The 17,601-nt window shown below is 67.5% G+C and carries 10 protein-coding genes; 5 read left to right on the top strand and 5 right to left on the bottom strand.

Annotated features, from left to right (window positions below):
* From RND78_RS11530 to RND78_RS11520, 3 genes are all read right to left on the bottom strand, one after another.
* Positions 1-1,254 carry a lipase family protein gene (locus RND78_RS11530; RefSeq protein ID WP_312728874.1) on the bottom strand — a complete coding sequence of 418 codons (1,254 nt, stop codon included), beginning with the start codon at positions 1,252-1,254 and terminating at the stop codon, positions 1-3.
* Positions 1,255-1,316: 62 nt separating this feature from the next.
* Positions 1,317-2,657 carry a SidA/IucD/PvdA family monooxygenase gene (locus RND78_RS11525; protein ID WP_312728873.1) on the bottom strand — a complete coding sequence of 447 codons (1,341 nt, stop codon included), beginning with the start codon at positions 2,655-2,657 and terminating at the stop codon, positions 1,317-1,319.
* Positions 2,658-2,821: 164 nt separating this feature from the next.
* Positions 2,822-3,331 (bottom strand): sigma-70 family RNA polymerase sigma factor, encoded by a 510-nt coding sequence (locus RND78_RS11520; protein WP_409457045.1) that lies wholly within the window; start codon positions 3,329-3,331, stop codon positions 2,822-2,824.
* An 87-nt stretch (positions 3,332-3,418) separates the two neighbouring features.
* Here RND78_RS11520 and RND78_RS11515 point away from each other — a divergent pair, with 87 nt between their 5' ends.
* The 5 genes from RND78_RS11515 (at position 3,419) to fhuB (ending at position 11,711) form a co-directional block, all read left to right on the top strand.
* A complete protein-coding gene (locus RND78_RS11515; protein ID WP_312728870.1) occupies positions 3,419-4,369 on the top strand; it encodes a FecR family protein in 951 nt (316 codons plus the stop codon).
* A 129-nt stretch (positions 4,370-4,498) separates the two neighbouring features.
* The gene (locus tag RND78_RS11510) at positions 4,499-6,172 is read left to right on the top strand and encodes a cyclic peptide export ABC transporter (protein ID WP_312728869.1); all 1,674 of its coding nucleotides are present in this window, start codon (positions 4,499-4,501) and stop codon (positions 6,170-6,172) included.
* Between the two features lie 158 nt (positions 6,173-6,330).
* Complete coding sequence (locus RND78_RS11505) at positions 6,331-8,748, top strand: TonB-dependent siderophore receptor (RefSeq protein WP_312728867.1); 2,418 nt, start codon at positions 6,331-6,333, stop codon at positions 8,746-8,748.
* A gap of 82 nt (positions 8,749-8,830) precedes the next feature.
* The gene (locus tag RND78_RS11500; RefSeq protein ID WP_312728865.1) at positions 8,831-9,724 is read left to right on the top strand and encodes an ABC transporter substrate-binding protein; all 894 of its coding nucleotides are present in this window, start codon (positions 8,831-8,833) and stop codon (positions 9,722-9,724) included.
* Positions 9,717-11,711: a Fe(3+)-hydroxamate ABC transporter permease FhuB gene (gene fhuB / locus RND78_RS11495; RefSeq protein WP_312728864.1), complete on the top strand. Its 1,995-nt coding sequence runs from the start codon at positions 9,717-9,719 to the stop codon at positions 11,709-11,711. Before RND78_RS11500 ends, fhuB begins: the two co-directional genes overlap by 8 nt.
* Here fhuB and RND78_RS11490 read toward each other — a convergent pair.
* Both RND78_RS11490 and RND78_RS11485 read right to left on the bottom strand, forming a co-directional pair.
* Positions 11,666-12,610 carry an alpha/beta hydrolase gene (locus RND78_RS11490; protein ID WP_312728863.1) on the bottom strand — a complete coding sequence of 315 codons (945 nt, stop codon included), beginning with the start codon at positions 12,608-12,610 and terminating at the stop codon, positions 11,666-11,668. The two genes, fhuB and RND78_RS11490, sit on opposite strands and share 46 nt — an antisense overlap.
* A 31-nt stretch (positions 12,611-12,641) precedes the next feature.
* A partial coding sequence (locus RND78_RS11485) for a non-ribosomal peptide synthetase (RefSeq protein WP_312728862.1) occupies positions 12,642-17,601 on the bottom strand: 4,960 nt, incomplete at its 5' end.

Here is a 17,601-nt window from a genome sequence, read left to right as displayed (position 1 = left end):
CTAGTGGCGTTCAGGGTCGAGCAGGTTCTGACGCGTCGCCAGCATGCAGGCCGCAGCCGCCGCCTGGGTATGTATCTGCAGACCATCCAACCCCGACGGAAGGCGCTCATCCACGTCCAGCAGCCGAACCGGGGCGCCACGCGCCCTGAAAGCCTGGAAGGCGCTGCGCGCATTACGAAACTCGACCACGGTATCGCGCGAAGCACCACACAGCAGTGTCGGAGTCCGTGGCGTCCAGTCCAGCAGGTCGTTGCGCCGCAGCGCCACGCGGAACGGCTGTTCCGGGTTTTCCATGAACTCCCGGGTGAAAGCCGGTTGCCGCAAGCGGTCGAGATGATTCGACGCCGGTAGCGCCTGCTCGCGTAGAAGCTTGAAGACGTTGTCCGGACCCGGCAGCAGCCGCTCCACACGAGTCGCCCAGGGCTGCCGCAGCAGTTCATCGGGTCGTTGATAGAGATTCCCATAGACTCGCTGCATGGCCACCAGGGTATAGCTGAATAGATAGGGCGCGAGGACATTGGCGCCTGCCGGCGTGCGCCCCGGCCAGTTATCCAGAAAGGTCTGACTCAGCGCATAGGGTCCGGACATGGGCGCACTGGCGACGAGATTGAATTCCTTGGCATAGCGCTGCTCCAGCGTCCGTTGCGCGGCCAGGGTGGCATGGCCGCCCTGAGAATAGCCGGCCAACATGACCTGGCCAGACAGTGCCACTCCCTCGCGCGCCATGACTCGACGTGCCGCACGCAAGGAATCGATCACGGCGGTGGCCTCGGTGGCAGCATGCAGATAGGGATGGAAGGGATAACTCGAATGGCCCAGCCCCAGATAGTCGGTAGCGGCCACTGCATAGCCCTGGGCAGCATAGAGTTCGATCAAGGGACTGCTGCCGGCCCGAGCCACAGCCTCCGCCTGAGCGGAGGCTCTGCGGGTCTCGGTCCCCCGTGCCCAGCCGAGTAGCGCCTTGGGCTCCTGGCAGTGAGGACCTTCGGGCAACAGGAGCATGGCCGAGGCATCGGCCGGTTCGTCGTGGACGCCACGGGTGCGATAGGTGATCTCGATCAGGCGAACGTCGCAGCGGGGCTGACCGACACTGCGCACACGGTCGCCCAGTTTGGCTGCCAAGGCATCAGCCTTGAATACGCGCAGGGTGCGCTCGCTCAGCACCTCGCCAGCTAGGGGGTCTGCCCGTACCCAGACGGGTACGGCCAGGCAGATAGACAGCGAAAGACGACACAACCAACGAAAAACAGGCACTCGCTCTCCTAAAAAACCAAGGGGGACGGCAGGTGGCAACGCCTGAGCGTTGCCACTGTAGATCAGACATCTGCCAGCTCGGCTCGCTCAGCCCGTAGCCGCGCGGATTCGAGCGTCGAGTGGAGCGCCTCGGCGATCTCACCGGCCCGCGCCGGCAGTACCGACAGCAAGGTGTCGCTGAGGCCATGGCTGTGCTGACAGAAGCCCTGCAGGTAGATCGGTGCCTGCAGACGTTCGTCGGTCTGCAGGCGATAGCTACGATCCACCGCGAAGTCCTGCAACAGCGGCGCCAGGGGTTCGAGTAGCTGTCGATGGGAGGTACGCTCATAGCCAGTCGCCAGGATCACCGCATCGTAGCGATGGTTCTCCACCGTAGCGGTGGCCACATCCCGCAGGCGCAACTCCACTTTCCCGTCGACCAGTTGCGCCGACTCTATGCTGCGGCGGCACAGGAAACCGTGGCGCTGGTTCCTGGCAACCTTCTGCCGATAGAGAATGCCGTAGATGCGCTCGATGAGATCAAGGTCCACCACCGAATAATTGGTGTTGTGATACTCGTTGATCAGCCTTTCACGCTCCTCGGGCGGCTGGTTGAACACCAGATCGGTGTACTCAGGAGCGAAGATCTCGTTGACGAAAGGACTGTCGTCGGCGGGCTTGAGCACCGCACCGCGGAGCACCATGTCGACCCTGACCTGGGGATAGCTGTCATTGAGATCGATGAAAGCCTCGGCCGCGCTCTGGCCACCGCCGACTACCGCGATGCGCATCGGCTGGCCCTGGGCGCAGGGTAGCGCAGCCAAACGCTCCAGGTACTGCGCATGGTGGAACACCTGCGGATACTGGCGGAGTGCGCGGAAAACCTGAGGAATGCGCGGCGTACCGCCAGTACTGAGCGCCAGGGAGCGGGTTCGATAGCGCCGCTCCTGTCCTGCCGCATCGCATGCCACGACGTCCAGCTGGCGAAGAGAGCCGTCGGCTTCCTGCGGACCGGGCTCGACCCGAACCACCGCTTCACCGTAGCGGCTTTGGCTGGCGAAGTGCTCCGCCACCCAGCGCAGGTAGTCGTTGAATTCCAATCGACAGGGATAGAAGGTCCCCAGGTTGATGAAGTCGACCAGGCGCCCTTGGCTATGCAGGTAATTGACGAAGCTGAAGGGACTGGTGGGATTACGCAGCGTCACCAGATCCTTGAGGAAGGAAATCTGCAGCTCGCTCTGGGTAACCAGGGTATTACCGTGCCAGCGGTAGTCAGCCTGGCGATCGATGAACAGCGAGCGCAGGGGTCGACCATCACGCTCGCTCTGCTCACGCAAGGCGATGGCCAAGGCCAGATTGGAAGGTCCGAAACCGACCCCGAGCAGGTCGTAGGGTGTGCTCGATGCACTGTCGTGCTGTGCCATGAGTGCCGTCCTCTGGAAAGCGGAAGACCCGAGGCGCCGGAGGCGTTCGGGGGTGCACTAGGAGGGACGACAGGAAAAGGCCGGGATTTACCTAAAATGAACAACCACGGTGCGCCTGCTTACGGCAATGCACCTCATTCAGGCATTGTGGATGCGGGTAAGGATCAGGCGTTCCAGTCCAGCAGACGTAGGCGGCAGTGGCGCATGGCGTTGACGATGTGCTTTTCCACGGAAGCCTTGGATAGCCCCAGTTGCTCCGCGATCTGGCCATGGCTCAACCCCTCGAGCTTACGCAACAGAAACGCCTCGCGACAGGCTGGCGGCAGCTCTTCCAGCGCGCGCTGCAGCAGGGCAAGCTGCTGATCGCGCGCCAGACCTTCGTGGGGACAGTCGGCGGTCGGTACCTCTTCGGCCTCGAGACCGGTAGCCAGCTCATCCTGGCGCACCCGCTCGCGACGCCGTAGATCGATGGACAGGTTGATGGCCGTGCGATACAGCAACGCCCGCGGCTCCTGGATTTCGACTGCGGACGAACGGTCGAGAAGGCGAAGATAGGCGGCCTGAACGAGGTCGGCCGCAGTCTGGCGATCACCCGTCGCGCGCGTCAGGAACTTGAGTAATTCCTGGTAGTAGCCTATCAATTCGTGCCTCCCGTGCCGATGAGTGGCGCCCATATTGCAGATCGCCACTATGCTTTACTCTGACGGTGCCAGCAATGTAGGTTGCCGGCCCCTTGCATTTTCGCCGATGGATGTCCGCCCGTGACCTGGTCTGCCGAACAACAGCGCCTGAGCGAAGAAGCTGCTACCTGGCATCTACGCCTCCAGGCGGATGACTGTTCCGCAGCCGAGCGCGACGCCTTCACCGCCTGGTGTGCCCAGGACCCACGCCATCTAGCCGAATACCAGGCGATCGAAACTCTCTGGGGCTTGGCCGGCCATTTGCCGCCCACTTCTGTCCAGCCCCGACCACGGCTGCGGCGCCGACGGCTGCTACGCCTGGGCTGCGTGATGGCGACCTGCTGCGGGCTGTGGTTGGCCGGCTGGTATGGTGGGCTGCTACCCAGTAGCGTCCGCTACTACGGTGCCACGGCAGGAATGCAGCAGATCAGCCTGCCCGACGGCTCTCAGGTGAGCCTCAATACCCATACATCGCTGTTCTACGGCGCGTTCATCGACCGCCGGGATCTTTATCTGCCCGCGGGTCAGGCCTTCTTCGAGGTTCATCACGACCGCTTCCACCCGTTCACCGTCAAGACGCGCCAAGGCGAGATCAGGGTCACCGGCACGCGCTTCGATATCTGGAATACCCGCAATGACCTTATCGTCACCGTCGCCGAAGGCCGGGTGCGGGTGACCCCGGAAGGCCGGACCCAGGTCGTCGAGCTGACGGCTGGCATGCAGGCCCGCTACCTGGCCGGGCATGGACCGGAAATCCGCCACACCGATGTCCAGGCGCTGCTGGCCTGGCGCCAGGGCCAGCTGGTGCTCGATGGCCAGCCGCTGGGCGAGATCCTGCCGTTGATCGGTCGCTATCTGGAGCGTGACGTGAGAGTGGCCGATGCCCAGGCCGCCGCCATGCGCCCGGGCGGCATCTACAGCGTCGCAGCCTTGGAAAAGCTGCTGTACCAGCTACCGAAGATCCTGCCGGTGGAGGTGACCACCCAGCAGGATGGCAGCGTGCTCGTCGCGAGTCGCTACAAGGCCTTGTGATCGGCCAGCCACCGCGGACGGAGCCGCCTACCGCCGCGCGTCCTCGGTAATTTCCCACGCCCGCCATTCGTCACCTCCTGAGCCGTCCGTGACCAGGTTCAGCCTGGCCCCTCACTACAGGAATTCTTCATGCGCGCAAAATCCTCCACGGCCCTCGTCGAGCTCTTGGGACTGTTGCGGCCATTCTGGCCAATCCTCCTGTTGTCCGTGCTGCTGGGCATTGTCGGCGGCCTGAGCATCACCGCGCTGCTGGCCACCATCAATCGCAGCCTGCACGCCGAGGGCCTGGTGCCCAGTACCCTGCTGCTCGCCTTCGGCGGTTTCTGCCTGCTGGCGTTGACAGGTTCCATCCTCTCCGACATCGGCACCAACTATGTGGGCCAGCACGTCATCGCCAGGCTGCGCAAAGAACTGGGCCGCAAGATCATCAGCGCGCCCATGGACCAACTGGAACGCTATCGCAGCCACCGGCTGATCCCGGTACTGACGCACGACGTGGACACCATCAGTGACTTCGCCTTCGCCTTCGCGCCTTTGGCGGTGTCCTTCACCATCTCCCTCAGTTGCCTGCTGTACATGGCCTTCCTGTCGTGGAGCATGTTCCTGGTCACCGCCGTGGCCATCATCATCGGCAGTGCCATCCAATACTTCGCTCGCAGCCGCGGTATCCGCGGCTTTTTCGCCGCTCGCGAGCAGGAAGACGAATTGCAGAAGCACTACCAGGCACTGATGGAAGGCGCCAAGGAACTGCGCATCAACCGCCAGCGGCGGGAACGCCACTACGATGGGCGCCTCAAGGGAACCGCCGAGCGGATTTGCGCCATCCAGCTGAGCGCCATCAATCTGTTCGTCATCGCCAAGGGCTTCGGCTCCACGCTGTTCTTCATCGTCATCGGCGTCGCCCTCACCTACGAGTCGCTCTGGCCGAGCACCGACAAGGGCACCTTGAGCGGCTTCATACTGGTATTGCTGTACATGAAGGGCCCACTGGAAAGCCTGATCGGCAACCTGCCCATCGTCAGCCGAGCCCAGGTGGCCTTCGGCCGCATCGCGGAGCTATCCGCGGACTTCTCCACCCCGGAACCCTCCCTGCCACTCAACGCCGCCGACGCCCCCCCTGCGGTCCTGCGCCAGGGCATCGAGCTACGTGGCCTGGCCTACCGCTATCCCGCCGCCGAGGGCACGGGCTTCGCGCTCGGCCCTATCGACCTACACCTCCGCCGGGGCGAAATCCTGTTCATCGCCGGCGAGAACGGCTGCGGCAAGACCACCCTGATCAAGGTATTGCTGGGGCTGTACGAGGCACGTGACGGCGAGTTGCTGCACGATGGCGTACCGGTCACCGCGGCGAATCGCGATGCCTACCGCCAGTTGTTCACGACGGTGTTCACCGATTACTACCTGTTCGACGACGTCCTGCAGGACTCCGCGACCCTACCCGAGCAGGCCTTGCAATACCTGGCGCGCCTCGAGATCGGCCACAAGGTGGACATTCGGGATCAGCGCTTCTCCACCACCGATCTATCCACCGGCCAGCGTAAGCGCCTCGCCCTGCTGCAGGCCTGGCTGGAAGGGCGCCCGGTCCTGGTGTTCGACGAGTGGGCGGCAGACCAGGACCCTGCCTTCCGGCGCATCTTCTATCGCGAGCTGCTGCCCGAATTCCAGCGTCTGGGCAAGACCATCGTGGTCATCTCGCACGATGACCGCTACTTCGAGGTAGCCGACCGCGTGTTGCATCTGGAGAAGGGACACATCGTCGCCCAGACCGTCAACGCGCCGGTCGAGCCGACGCTCTTCGACTGAAAAGGCTCTATCCCGCCCTCTAACGAATTTTTTTCTTCCGGTTTTCCCGAGGTGATGCGTCTTATAAGCGAATAATTCACATTAACGATTGTCGTTTTGCACGGAGCACTTGCAACATGGGCTTTTCACCTCGCGTCTTTCGTCCCCATCGACTCGCCATGAGCATCACCTTGGCCACGCTCGGCGCCCTGACCGGGAATGCCTGGGCGGTTCAGCTCGATATCCGTCCGCAGCCCCTGGCGCAGGCGCTGACCGACCTGGGTCGCCAAGCCAAGGTGCAGGTGCTCTTCGATGCCACCCAGGTCCGCGGTCTGCGCGCCCCTGCCGTACGCGGCGATCTGACGCCGCGCCAGGCCCTTGACCGCCTGCTGGGTGGGACCGGCATCCGTTACGAGCTCGACGGCGACCGCGTCACGCTGCTTGCCAACGCCAAAACGGCGAGCGACACCACCGCCCTGCCCGCCACCACCATCGCCACCACGATTCAGGACGAACCCACGGGTTTCGTGGCCAATAGCAGTCAGGCCGGCAGCAAGACCGGCGCTCCGCTGTTGGAAACACCCCAGTCCATCTCGGTGATCACCCGGCAGCAAATGGACGTGCAGAACGTGCAAAGCGTGACCCAGGCGCTGCGCTACGTACCCGGGGTGAAGACCGAGACCTACGGCGTCGACCCCAAGGGCTACGACTGGCTCTACATTCGAGGCTTCAATGCCCAGGGCACCAGTGACTATCGCGATGGTCTGCGTCAGTTGAACAACAGCTACAGCTTCTTCCGCAGCGAGCCCTATGGGCTCGATAGCATCGAGGTGGTGCGCGGTCCATCCTCCAGCCTGTTCGGCCTGGGCGATGCCGGCGGCATCATCAACCGGGTGAGCAAGATGCCGACCGCCGCGGGTATCCATGAGGTGGAACTGGGCTATGGCAGCCACGACCGCACCCAGGCACGCTTCGATATCGGTGACCGGCTGACCGACGACGGCACCCTGCTCTATCGCGTGGTAGGCGTGGTACGTAAAAGCGATACCCAGTTCGAGTATTCCGATGGCCATGAGGTACCCGACGATCGCTTCTACCTCGCGCCCTCCTTCACCTGGGCGCCGGACGACGATACCAGCCTGACCGTCCTCGCGGACTTCCTGAAGGACGACAATGGCGGCACCCTCTCCGCCTACACGCCCTATTACCAGCACGTCGACGAGGACGTGCTGCTTGGCGATCACTCCTTCAACCATTCGTACCAGCGTCAGTTCAGCCTGGGCTACCGCTTCCGCCATCGCTTCAACGACAACGTCGAGTTCCGCCAGAACCTGCGCTATGGCCAGGTGGACTTCGTGCTCAACAACCTGCTCGGCCAGGGTACCGTGGCCAGCGTGGCGCCCCAGCTCCAACTGCCGCCCGCGCAGACCGCGGCCCTGGTCAACGGCCCCCTGGCCAACTACGTGGTACGCCAGCCCCGCCGCTTCGACGAGCACCTCAATGCACTCACCGTCGACAACCAGCTGCAGTTCGACTTCGCCACCGCGGGCATCCAGCACACCCTGTTGACCGGGATCGACTACGCGCGTACCGAATCCGACGTCAAGCGCTACCAGACGCAGCTGACCACGGCCAACCTGGGTACCCTGCTGCCGCTGCTGCTCAATCCGGCCAATCCCGTGTATGGCCTCAACGTTGGCCGGCCGAACGCCCTGGCGGTCGACCAGAACCAGACTCAGGACCAGATCGGTTACTACCTGCAGGACCAGATTCATCTCGACGATCACTGGATCGTGACCGTCGGCGGTCGTTACGACGAGGTACGCACCAGCACCGCCAATCACCTGACCAGCAGCGATGCCCTGGCCAAGGATCAGGACTTCACCGGTCGTGTCGGCCTGACCTACCTGACCGACTTCGGCCTGGCGCCCTATGTCAGCTATGCCGAATCCTTCGTCCCCAACAGCGGGACCGATATCCGCGGTGCCACCTTCGACCCGAGCGAAGCGCGTCAGTGGGAAGCGGGGGTCAAGTACCAGCCCAACGATGGCCTGCTGCTGACCCTGGCGGCCTTCGACATCACCAAGACCAATGTGCTGACCAACGTCCTGCAGAATGGCATACCAACCGGCTTCAGCGAGGCCACGGGTGAGGTGCGTTCCAAGGGCATCGAGGCCGAGGCGAAGGCCCGCCTGGACGCCAATTGGGATCTGCTGGCGTCCTATACCTACACGGACACCGAGATCACCAAGAGCAACAATGGCGACAAGGGTAACGAGTTTTCCAACGTGCCCAGGCACATGGCGTCCGGCTGGCTCAACTACACCTTCCGCGACGGCGCGCTACGCGGCCTGAGCCTGGGTGGCGGCTTGCGCTACGTGGGGTCCTTCTACGGCGACAACGCCAATGTCTACAAGATCGCCCCCCACACCCTGTTCGATGCGGGCGTGAGCTATCCCATCAACCGCAACGTCACCGTCTCGCTCACCGGACAGAATCTGGGGAACAAGCACTACGTGGGTACCTGCGACGGCACCACCAGCTGCTATCCCGGCGAAACCCGTACCTTGCTGGGTACGGTCAAGTACAGCTGGTAAGCGTTGATCGACGATTCACCAGCCGCCTCACCCTCGAAGCCCCTCACGGGGCTTCGTCGTCTGTTTCGAGAACGTATCGTCCATGATCTTTGCCCGTCGTCAGTTGGTAAAAGGGTTGCTCGGAGGCGCGTTGCTCAGCGCGCTGCCACCCTTGTTCGCCGCCCCCGCTCAGCAAGCACGCATCGTCGCCATCAACTGGGCGGCCCTGGAGACGCTACTGGCCCTGGGGGTGATACCCCTCGCCGGCTCGGACACCGGCTATTACCGGCGCCGCATGCCGACCTTTGCCCTGCCTGCACAGGTGCAGGACATAGGCCCCTTCTGGGAACCCAATCTGGAATTGCTGCAGCGCCTGCAGCCCAGCCTGATCCTCAGTGATCCGCTGGCCCCGGTGGTGGATCGGGCGCTGCGCAGCATCGCGCCTACGGAAATCGTCGACCTCTACCCCTCCGCCGATCCCTATACGCGCGCCAGCGCCCTGCTGCTCACGCTGGGCGCCCGTCTCGACCGGCTCCAGGAGGCCCAGGCCTATCTTGCCGAGGTAGACCGGCGGCTCGGTGCCCTGGCTGCCCGCCTGGCCACCAGCCCACGCCCACCGGTACAGGTCGCCCTGGTCAACGCCGACGGGCGCCATGCCACCCTGTATGGGCGTGGCAGCCTGATCCAGGCCGTACTCGAGCGCCTGGGCCTGCGCAACGCCTGGCAGGGCCGCAGCAACGCCATGGGGGTGACCCTGGTGGGGATCGAGCGCCTGGCCGAGGCGCCCGAGGCCCTGCTGGTCTGCGTGGAGTTGCCGACCCGCCTGGCCGAGCTGCAACGCCTGCGCCAGGACGGCACCCTGTGGCAGGCGCTGCCGGCGGTCCGCGCCGGCCACGTGTTGACCTTGCCGCGCTTCTTTCCCTATGGCGGCGTGGCCTCGGCGCTGTTCCTCGCCGAGCAGTTGACCCGCCATCTCGAAGGAGTCCGGCATGCCTGACTCCCGCCGCTCTTCGCCCTGGCCGCTGTTCGCCCTGCTGCTGGCGCTGGCCGCCTTGCTCACGGCCAAGGGTCTCGTGCCGCTATGGCCGGGTGTCAGCGGCGCCGACTCGGCGAACAGCCTGCAGGCGGTGCTGCTGCGCGACAGTTTCGCGCCGCGGGTGGCCATGGCCTGGCTGGCCGGCGCCGCCCTGGGCCTGGCCGGCGCCCTGTTCCAGCAGGTGCTGCGCAATCCGCTGGCCGAACCAGGCACCCTGGGCGTCTCGGCGGGGGCCAACCTGGCCCTGTCGCTATGCCTGCTCTGGGCCCCCGGCCTGCTCGCCCATGGCCTGGAGGGCGTGGCCTTGGCCGGCGCCGCCCTCGCTACCCTGCTGCTGTTCGCCATCGCCTGGCAGCGTACCCTGGTGCCCCTGAACTTCATCCTCGCCGGCATGGTGATCAGTCTCTATTGCGGCGCGCTCAACTCGCTGCTGATCCTGTTCAACCACGACTACCTGAGCGATCTGTTCCTCTGGCAGGCCGGCTCCCTGAGCCAGAACGGCTGGGGCGGGGTGACCTACCTGGCACCGCGCCTGCTGGTCCTCGGCGTGCTGGCGGCGCTGCTGGTCCGCCCGCTGGCGACCCTGGGCCTGGCCGACGAGAGCGCCGCCAGCCTGGGCGTGAATCTGGCGCGCACCCGCGTGCTGGCCCTGGCCATCGCCGTGACCCTCAGCGCCTGCGTGGTCGGCAGCGTCGGCCCGATCGGCTTCATCGGCCTGGCCGCACCGGCCATCGCCCGTCTCAGCGGCGCCCGGCGCCTGCCCCAGCGGCTGTTCTGGGCGCCGCTGTTCGGCGCGGTCCTGCTGTGGCTGGTGGACCAGGGCGCGCGCGAACTCTCGGCCCTGGCCGGCGAGGTCCCCGCCGGTCTGCTGACCTCGGTGCTGAGCGTGCCACTGCTGCTCTGGCTACTGGGCCGCCAACCGCGCGCCGCCCGCCTGCGGCCACCGCCAGCGCCGCCGGCCCGGGCGGCACGCCGCGTCGCCCCCCTGTTGCTGGGCGGTCTGCTGGTCGTGGCCGTGCTGCTGGTGCCGGCCCTGCTGCTGGGTCGCACGCCCCAGGGCTGGAGCCTGGGCGACAGCAGCCAGGTGGTGCTGCACTGGCGTCTGCCGCGGGTGGCCGGCGCCCTGGCCGCCGGGGCCATGCTGGCGCTGGCCGGCGCCTTGGTGCAGCGCCTTACCGGTAATCCCATGGCCAGCCCGGAAGTGCTCGGGGTGAGTTCCGGGGCCGCGCTGGCGGTGATGCTGCTGTTCCTGCTGGTGGCCACCCCTCAGCCCTATCTGCTGCCGGCGGCCCTGCTCGGCGCGCTGCTCGCCCTGGGTGCGCTGCTGGCCATGGGGCGCCGCGACGGCTACGGCAGCGAGCGCATGCTGCTCACCGGTGTCTGCCTGACCACCTTGCTGGGCGCCCTGGGCACCCTGCTGCTGGCCAGTGGCGATCCGCGGGTGACCCAATTGCTCGGTTGGATGACCGGCTCGACCTACGCCGTGGACGGCCCACGCGCCCTGCTCGCCAACCTGGTCATGCTGCTGGGTCTGCTGCTGGCACTGGCCTTGGGCCGGCCCCTGGATCTGCTCGCCCTCGGCGGGCCGACAGCGGCAGCGCTGGGCCTGCGCCTGGGTGCCGCACGGCTGGCCCTGGTGCTGTGCGCGGCCCTGCTCACGGCCACCGCCACCCTGGTCGTCGGACCGCTGAGCTTCGTCGGCCTGATCGCGCCGCACCTGGCGCGTCAGCTGGGCATCCACCGGGCCCGTCCGCAGCTGGCCCTGAGCGCCCTGGCGGGCGCCGGACTGATGCTGGTAGCCGACTGGCTGGGGCGCAACCTGGCCTATCCCTGGCCGGTCTCGGCCGGCCTGCTGGCGGCGTTCATCGGCTGCCCCTACTTTCTCTGGCTGATGCGCAGGGATCAGAAGCCCGCGCGCTCCGCCAGGAAGGCGCCGATCCGTCCATAGTGCTCGGCCACGTCTGGAACCAGGCTGCCGAGGCGCAGGAAGTCGTGGGTGAGCCCGGGGCAGATCGCCCACTCGACTTCCGCCCCGGCCGTCAGCAGGTGCTCGGCATAGGCGCGGCCCTCGTCCAGCAGCGGATCGAACTGCGCCAAGAGCACCAACGCCGGGGCCAGGCCGACCGGGACCGGCCCACGCAGCGGCGAGCAACGCGGATCGGCACGCAGGGCTGGCGCTGGCAGGTACTGGCCGTAGAACCAGTCCAGGGTAGCGCTTTCCAGTAGATAGCCATCGGCGAAGACCTCGCGCGACTCGTAGTCGCCAAGGGCATCGGTGGTGGGATAGCAGAGTACCTGCGCACGTGGCGCTGGCTGTCCCTGGCGGGCGGCCGTGGCGGCCACCACGGTCGCCAGGGTGGCCCCGGCGCTGTCACCGGCCACCACCAGGCGCTGCGGATCCAGGCCGAGATCGGGGGCCTGGGCGACCAACCACGCCCAGGCATCCAGGGCGTCTTCCACCGGGCCTGGGAAGGGATGCTCGGGGGCACGGCGATAGGCGACCGCCAGCACGGCGCTGTCGGTCGCCACGGCCAGGCGCCGACAGAGGGCGTCATGGGTCTCCAGGTCGCCCACGCAGTAGCCGCCACCGTGGAAATACAGGATGGCCGGTGCCGGGCGCGTAGCCCGCGGCAGATAGAGGCGCGCGGCCAGCTGCGCGCCATCCCGGGTAGGCAGGTTCAGGGGCTCGTGGGCCAGGGCGGGGGCGGTCGGATCGAGCTCGCGGGAGGCCTCGGCGAAGCTCGCCCGGGCCGCCGCTATAGCCAGGGCATGCAGGGGCGGTCGCCCCGCCGCACGGCCCTGGTCGACCAGATCGAGAAAGGCTTCCAGGTCGGGATGGATGTTCATCGCGGATAACTCCCAAAACGAATAGCGGACTTCAAGCCGGTAGCTCCTTGGTAATCCGAGCCACCGCCGGTACCTGGCAATGCTCCAGCACCGCCAGCAATTCCTCGTGATAGGCCTGCATCAGGCGCTCCACGGTGCTGCGGCGGAACATGCGGCGGCTGTACAGGCAGCGCAGGCGCAGGCGCCCGCCATACACCTGGCCGACGATCTCCAGCCAGTTGCCGAGGGGCGCCTGGGGGCTGTAGACGTCGCCGGCGCGCTCGGCCAGGGGCCGGAGCGGGGCGTCGGCGGCGAAGCTCTGGTCGAACTGGCCGAGGTAGTTGAAGGTGATACGGGCCTGGGGCTGGTCGCGTAGTTGCGCCTGCACCTCGGGCGGCCCGAGGTAGCGCAGCACGCCGAAGCCCAGGCCGCGGTTGGGAATGGCGGCGAGCTGGTCGCGGATCGCCGGGATGGCGGTCGCCAGGCCGCCGGGGCCAGGGGTCAGGCGCACCGGGAACAACGAGGTGAACCAGCCCAGGGTGCGCGACAGGTCCAGGTCGCCGAAGAGGTCTTCGCGGCCATGGCCCTCCAGGGCGATCAGCACCGACTCGCTGTCCAGCCAGCGGCACAGTACGCGACTCAAGGCCACGAGCAGCAGGTCGTTGATCTGGGTGCCATGGGCCTGGGGCGCGCGCTTGAGCAGCGCCTGGGTCTCTTCGGCGGACAGCTCCAGGCTGACGTTCTCCGCTTCGGCCACGCAGGCGCGACCCCGGGGATTGTCGCGCGGCGGCTCGGCCGGCGCGGCGGCGAGCTGGCCGAGCCAGTAGGGCAACTCCGCCGCCAGTTCGGCCCCTTGCGCCTGGCCGCTCAGGGCCTGCACCCAGTCCCGGTAGCGGCTGGTGGGCGCTGGCAAGCGCGGCATCTCGCCCTGGGCCAGGCCCAGGTAGAGGCGTTGCAGCTCGTCCAGCAGGATGCGCCAGGACACGCCATCCACACCCAGGTGGTGGATGACCAGCAAGAGGCGCTGCTCGCGGCCGAGGCCGTCGATGAGCACGGCGCGCAGCAGTCGCCCGCTGGCCAGGTCGAGGCTGCGCTGCGCCTGGTTGGCGATGGCCAGGGCGGCGTCTTCATCGGCAGCCTGGCGCTGCCAGACCAGGGGGTCTTCGACGATGGCCGGGGCCAACTCGGCCATGCTGCGCTCGCGCTGTACCCATTGGCCCGCGGCGCATTCGCGGAACGCCAGGCGCAGGCTGGCATGGCGTTCGAGCACCAGGCGCAGGGCCTGCTCCAGGCACTCCGCGCGCAGCGGCTCGCGACAGGCCAGCAGGACCGCCTGGTTGTAGTGGTCCGGCTCGACGCGATTGTGCTCGAACAGCCACTGCTGGATCGGCAACAGGCCGAAGTCGCCGCCGGCGAGGCCGGGTTCGGCACCCACCGTCGGGGCCTGGTCGGGTTGCCGGGTCAGCAGGCCAGCGATGGTCTGGTGCTGCAACAGGTCGCGCAGGCGCAGCGGCAGCCGCTCGCCGAGGCTCTCGCGAATGCGCGAGACCAGTTGCAGGCTGAGGATGGAATCACCGCCCAGCTCGAAGAAGTTGTCGGTGATACCCACGCGCTCCACCTGCAGCACCTCTTGCCAGAGCACGGCCAACTGCCGTTCGAGGTCATTGCGTGGGGGCTGGTAGGTGTCCTGCACCCGTTCGGGCTCCGGCAGCGCGCGCCGGTCGACCTTGCCGCCAGGAGTCAGCGGCAGCTGTTCGAGCACCATCAGCTGCGCCGGCACCAGATGCTCGGGCAGGCGCTCGCGCAACCAGCCCTTGAGCGCGCTGGGGTCCACCGCGCCCACGACATAGCCCACCAGTTGCCGGCCGGAAAGACCGGTGCGGGCATCCACCACTGCTTCGCACACCTGCGGGTGCTCCAGCAGGCTGGCCTCGATCTCGCCCAACTCGACGCGGAAGCCACGGATCTTCACCTGGTGGTCCAGCCGGCCGACGTAGTCGATCAGGCCATCCGCTCGGCCACGCACCAGGTCGCCGGTGCGATAGAGCCGTCCGCCCGGCGTGAAGGGATCGGCGACGAAGCGCTCGGCGGTGGCCGCCGGACGGCCCAGGTAGCCACGCGCCAGGCCGCGGCCGCCGATGTAGAGTTCGCCAGCCACCCCCAGGGGCACCGGTTCCAGGCGCTCGTCGAGGATATACAGCCGGCGCTCGCCCACCGCCTGGCCAATGGGGGCATAGGCGGCGCCGCAGGCATCGTCCGGGCCGGCCTTCCACAACAGCGGCGTGACCACGGTTTCGGTGGGACCGTAACCATTGATCAGGTGCGCGGCGCCGAGCAGGCGCTGCGCCTCGCGGAAGCTGGCCTCGGGTACCGCTTCGCCACCGAAGCAATAGATGCGCATGGATGGCGGGTTGCCGGTGCGGGCCACCTGGGCCACCAGTTGCTGCAGATAGACCGGTGGGAAGGCAGCCACGTCGATCTCTTCCCGGGCGAGCATCTCGAGGGTATGCCCGGGCGTCCACAGCTCCTCGCCGCGGATGAACAGTCGACCGCCGTGCATCAGCGGGGCGATCCAGCGCTCGTGGGCGCCATCGAAGGCGAAGGACATGAACAGCAGCTCATGGGTACGCTCGTCGAGGCTGTAGCGCTGGCCGATGGCGCGGCCATGCATGGCCAGGGCGCCATGGGCCACGGCCACGCCCTTGGGGCGGCCGGTGGAGCCGGAGGTATAGATGACGTAGGCCAGGTGCTCGGGGCCCAGCGGCGGCTCCGCCGGGTACGGCGAGCAGGTCGTCAGGTCCAACTGGTCGAGACAGACGCGCAGCGTGCCGGCTACCTCCGGCAGGCGCTCGACCAGGGCGCTCTCGGTGAGCAATAACGCGGCGCCAGCATCCGCCAGCTGATAGCTCAGGCGTTCGGCCGGGTAGCTGGCGTCCAGCGGTACATAGGCGCCGCCGGCGCGCCAGATGGCCAGCAGCGCCACCGGCCAGTCGACGCCCCGGCGCAACGCTACCGCCACCCGGGTTTCCGCGCCGACACCCTGCCCTTGCAGCCAGCTGGCCAGCCGGCCGCTGCGTTCCTCCAGCTCGCCCCAGCTCAGGCGTCGCTCAGGATCGCCCAGCACGGTTGCATCCGGCCGGCGGCGCGCCTGGGCGAGGATCGCCTGGGGCGCCAGGGAGGTCGCCGGGTCCTGCCAGGGCTCTCCTTGCAGCCGCGCCAGGGCGGCCTCCTCGACGGCGCTCAGGCCATCGACCGTGCCCAGCGGCCGATCGGCCCCCGCGGCGAGGGCGAACAGCAGGTGTTCCAGGTTGGCACGGATGCGCTCCACCGCCGCGGCGGCGAAATGGCTGCGCAGGTACTGGTATTCGATCTCCAGGGTCTCGCCCAGGCGTACGGCCAGGTCCATGGGCACGCTGGTCTCGTCCTTGACCTGCAGCGGACCGAAGCTCAGCCCGGCCCCGGTGCGCTGGCGCAGGGCCACGTCCACCGGATAGTTCTCGAACACGATGATGCTGTCGAACAGGGGTTGTCCCCCCTGCCCAGCCCAGCGCTGGATGTCGTACAGCGGGCTGTGCTCGAAGTCGCGCAGCCGGGCGTTCTCCTGCTGCAGCTCGCGTAGCCAGTCGCCCACGCGGCGGCCTTCAGCTACCGTCTGGGCCACCGGCAGGGTGTTGATGAACAGCCCGAGCACCTCCTCCATGCCGGGCAGCTCGGCCGGGCGGCCAGCCACGGTGCTGCCGAAGATCACCTGGGAGCGACCGGTGTAGCGCCGTAACAGCAGCAGCCAGGCACCCTGGATCAGGGTGTTGAGGGTGATGCGCTCGGTCCGGGCGAAACGTTGCAAGGCCTGGGTCGCCTCGGCATCCAGCCGGGTGAAGGTCAGACCGTGACCGGCGCCTCCGGTCGGGCGCGGCAGGCTTTCGGCCAGCAGGGTCGGCGTGGCGCCGGCCAGGCGTTGCTGCCAGAAGGCCTGTGCCACGGCGGCGTCCTGGCGCGCCAGCCAGGCCAGGTAGTCGGCGTAGCGACCGGGAACCTCCGGCAGCGCCTCGCCGGCATAGGCCTGGAGCACCTCGCTGATCAGGCGCGCGGCGCTCCAGCCATCCAGCAGCAGGTGGTGGCTGGTCCAGATCAGTTGCTGGCGCTGGTCGTCCAGGCGGACCAGGGTCAGGCGCTGCAGCGGCGGCCGGCCGAGGTCGAACGGCCGGCCGCGGTCTTCGGCAGCGAGGGCGGCCAGGTCCGGGGCGTGCTGGCGACCGTCGATCTCGCGCAGCGCCAGCCGCGCCTGGCGGCGCACCACCTGGATGGGATCACGCAGGCCCTCCCAGACGAAGGCGGTACGCAACACCGCGTGGCGCGCCACCGCGGCCTGCCAGGCGGCGGCGAAGCGGGCGTTGTCGAGACCCTCGACGCAGACGCTGAGCTGGTTGACGTAGAGTCCCGCTGCCGGTTCGTCGAGGACGTGGAACAGCATGCCGCGTTGCATGGGCGAAAGCGGATAGGCATCGTCCAGCGCGGCGGCGTCCAGGTCCGCCGGCAGCGGCTCCGTCAGCAAGGCGAAGCGCTGGGCCGACGCGGCCGCTGGGGCCTCTTGCGGCAAGGTGGCTGCCGCGGCCAGGGCGGCCAATGTCGGCAGTTCGAAGACCTGGCGCGGCGCGATCTCCAGCCCCGCCTGGCGGGCCTGGTTGACCAGTTGCAGGGACAGGATGGAATCGCCGCCCAGCTCGAAGAAGTTGTCGTCCAGCCCGACCCTGTCCACCCCCAGCAGCCGCTGCCAGATAGGCGCCAGGGTACGCTCGGCGGCGCTGGCCGGGGCGCGGTAGGGCCTGAGGTTCTGGCTGAGGTCCGGCTCCGGCAGGGCCTTGCGATCCAGCTTGCCATTGGCCGACAGCGGCATGGCCTCCAGCACCAGCAGCTGCGCCGGCACCATGACGTCCGGCAGCGCCTCGCGCAGCCAGCCGCGCAGCTCTTCGACCTTGGCCGTGCCGGTGACGTAGCCCACCAGGTGCAGGCCA

Source organism: Pseudomonas oryzihabitans (assembly GCF_032027545.1).
GTDB classification, from domain to species: Bacteria; Pseudomonadota; Gammaproteobacteria; order Pseudomonadales; family Pseudomonadaceae; genus Chryseomonas; species Chryseomonas oryzihabitans_F.
Note: the sequence above shows the minus strand (reverse complement) of the source record. Positions and strands in the feature narration are given on the sequence as shown.

Excerpts from the sequence above, each read along its gene's own strand:
- RND78_RS11520 (WP_409457045.1), bottom strand. The coding sequence starts at position 3,331 with ATGGGCGCCACTCATCGGCACGGGAGGCACGAATTGATAGGCTACTAC.
- RND78_RS11505 (WP_312728867.1), top strand. The coding sequence starts at position 6,331 with ATGAGCATCACCTTGGCCACGCTCGGCGCCCTGACCGGGAATGCCTGG.
- RND78_RS11500 (WP_312728865.1), top strand. The coding sequence starts at position 8,831 with ATGATCTTTGCCCGTCGTCAGTTGGTAAAAGGGTTGCTCGGAGGCGCG.
- RND78_RS11525 (WP_312728873.1), bottom strand. The coding sequence starts at position 2,657 with ATGGCACAGCACGACAGTGCATCGAGCACACCCTACGACCTGCTCGGG.
- fhuB (WP_312728864.1), top strand. The coding sequence starts at position 9,717 with ATGCCTGACTCCCGCCGCTCTTCGCCCTGGCCGCTGTTCGCCCTGCTG.
- RND78_RS11490 (WP_312728863.1), bottom strand. The coding sequence starts at position 12,610 with ATGAACATCCATCCCGACCTGGAAGCCTTTCTCGATCTGGTCGACCAG.
- RND78_RS11510 (WP_312728869.1), top strand. The coding sequence starts at position 4,499 with ATGCGCGCAAAATCCTCCACGGCCCTCGTCGAGCTCTTGGGACTGTTG.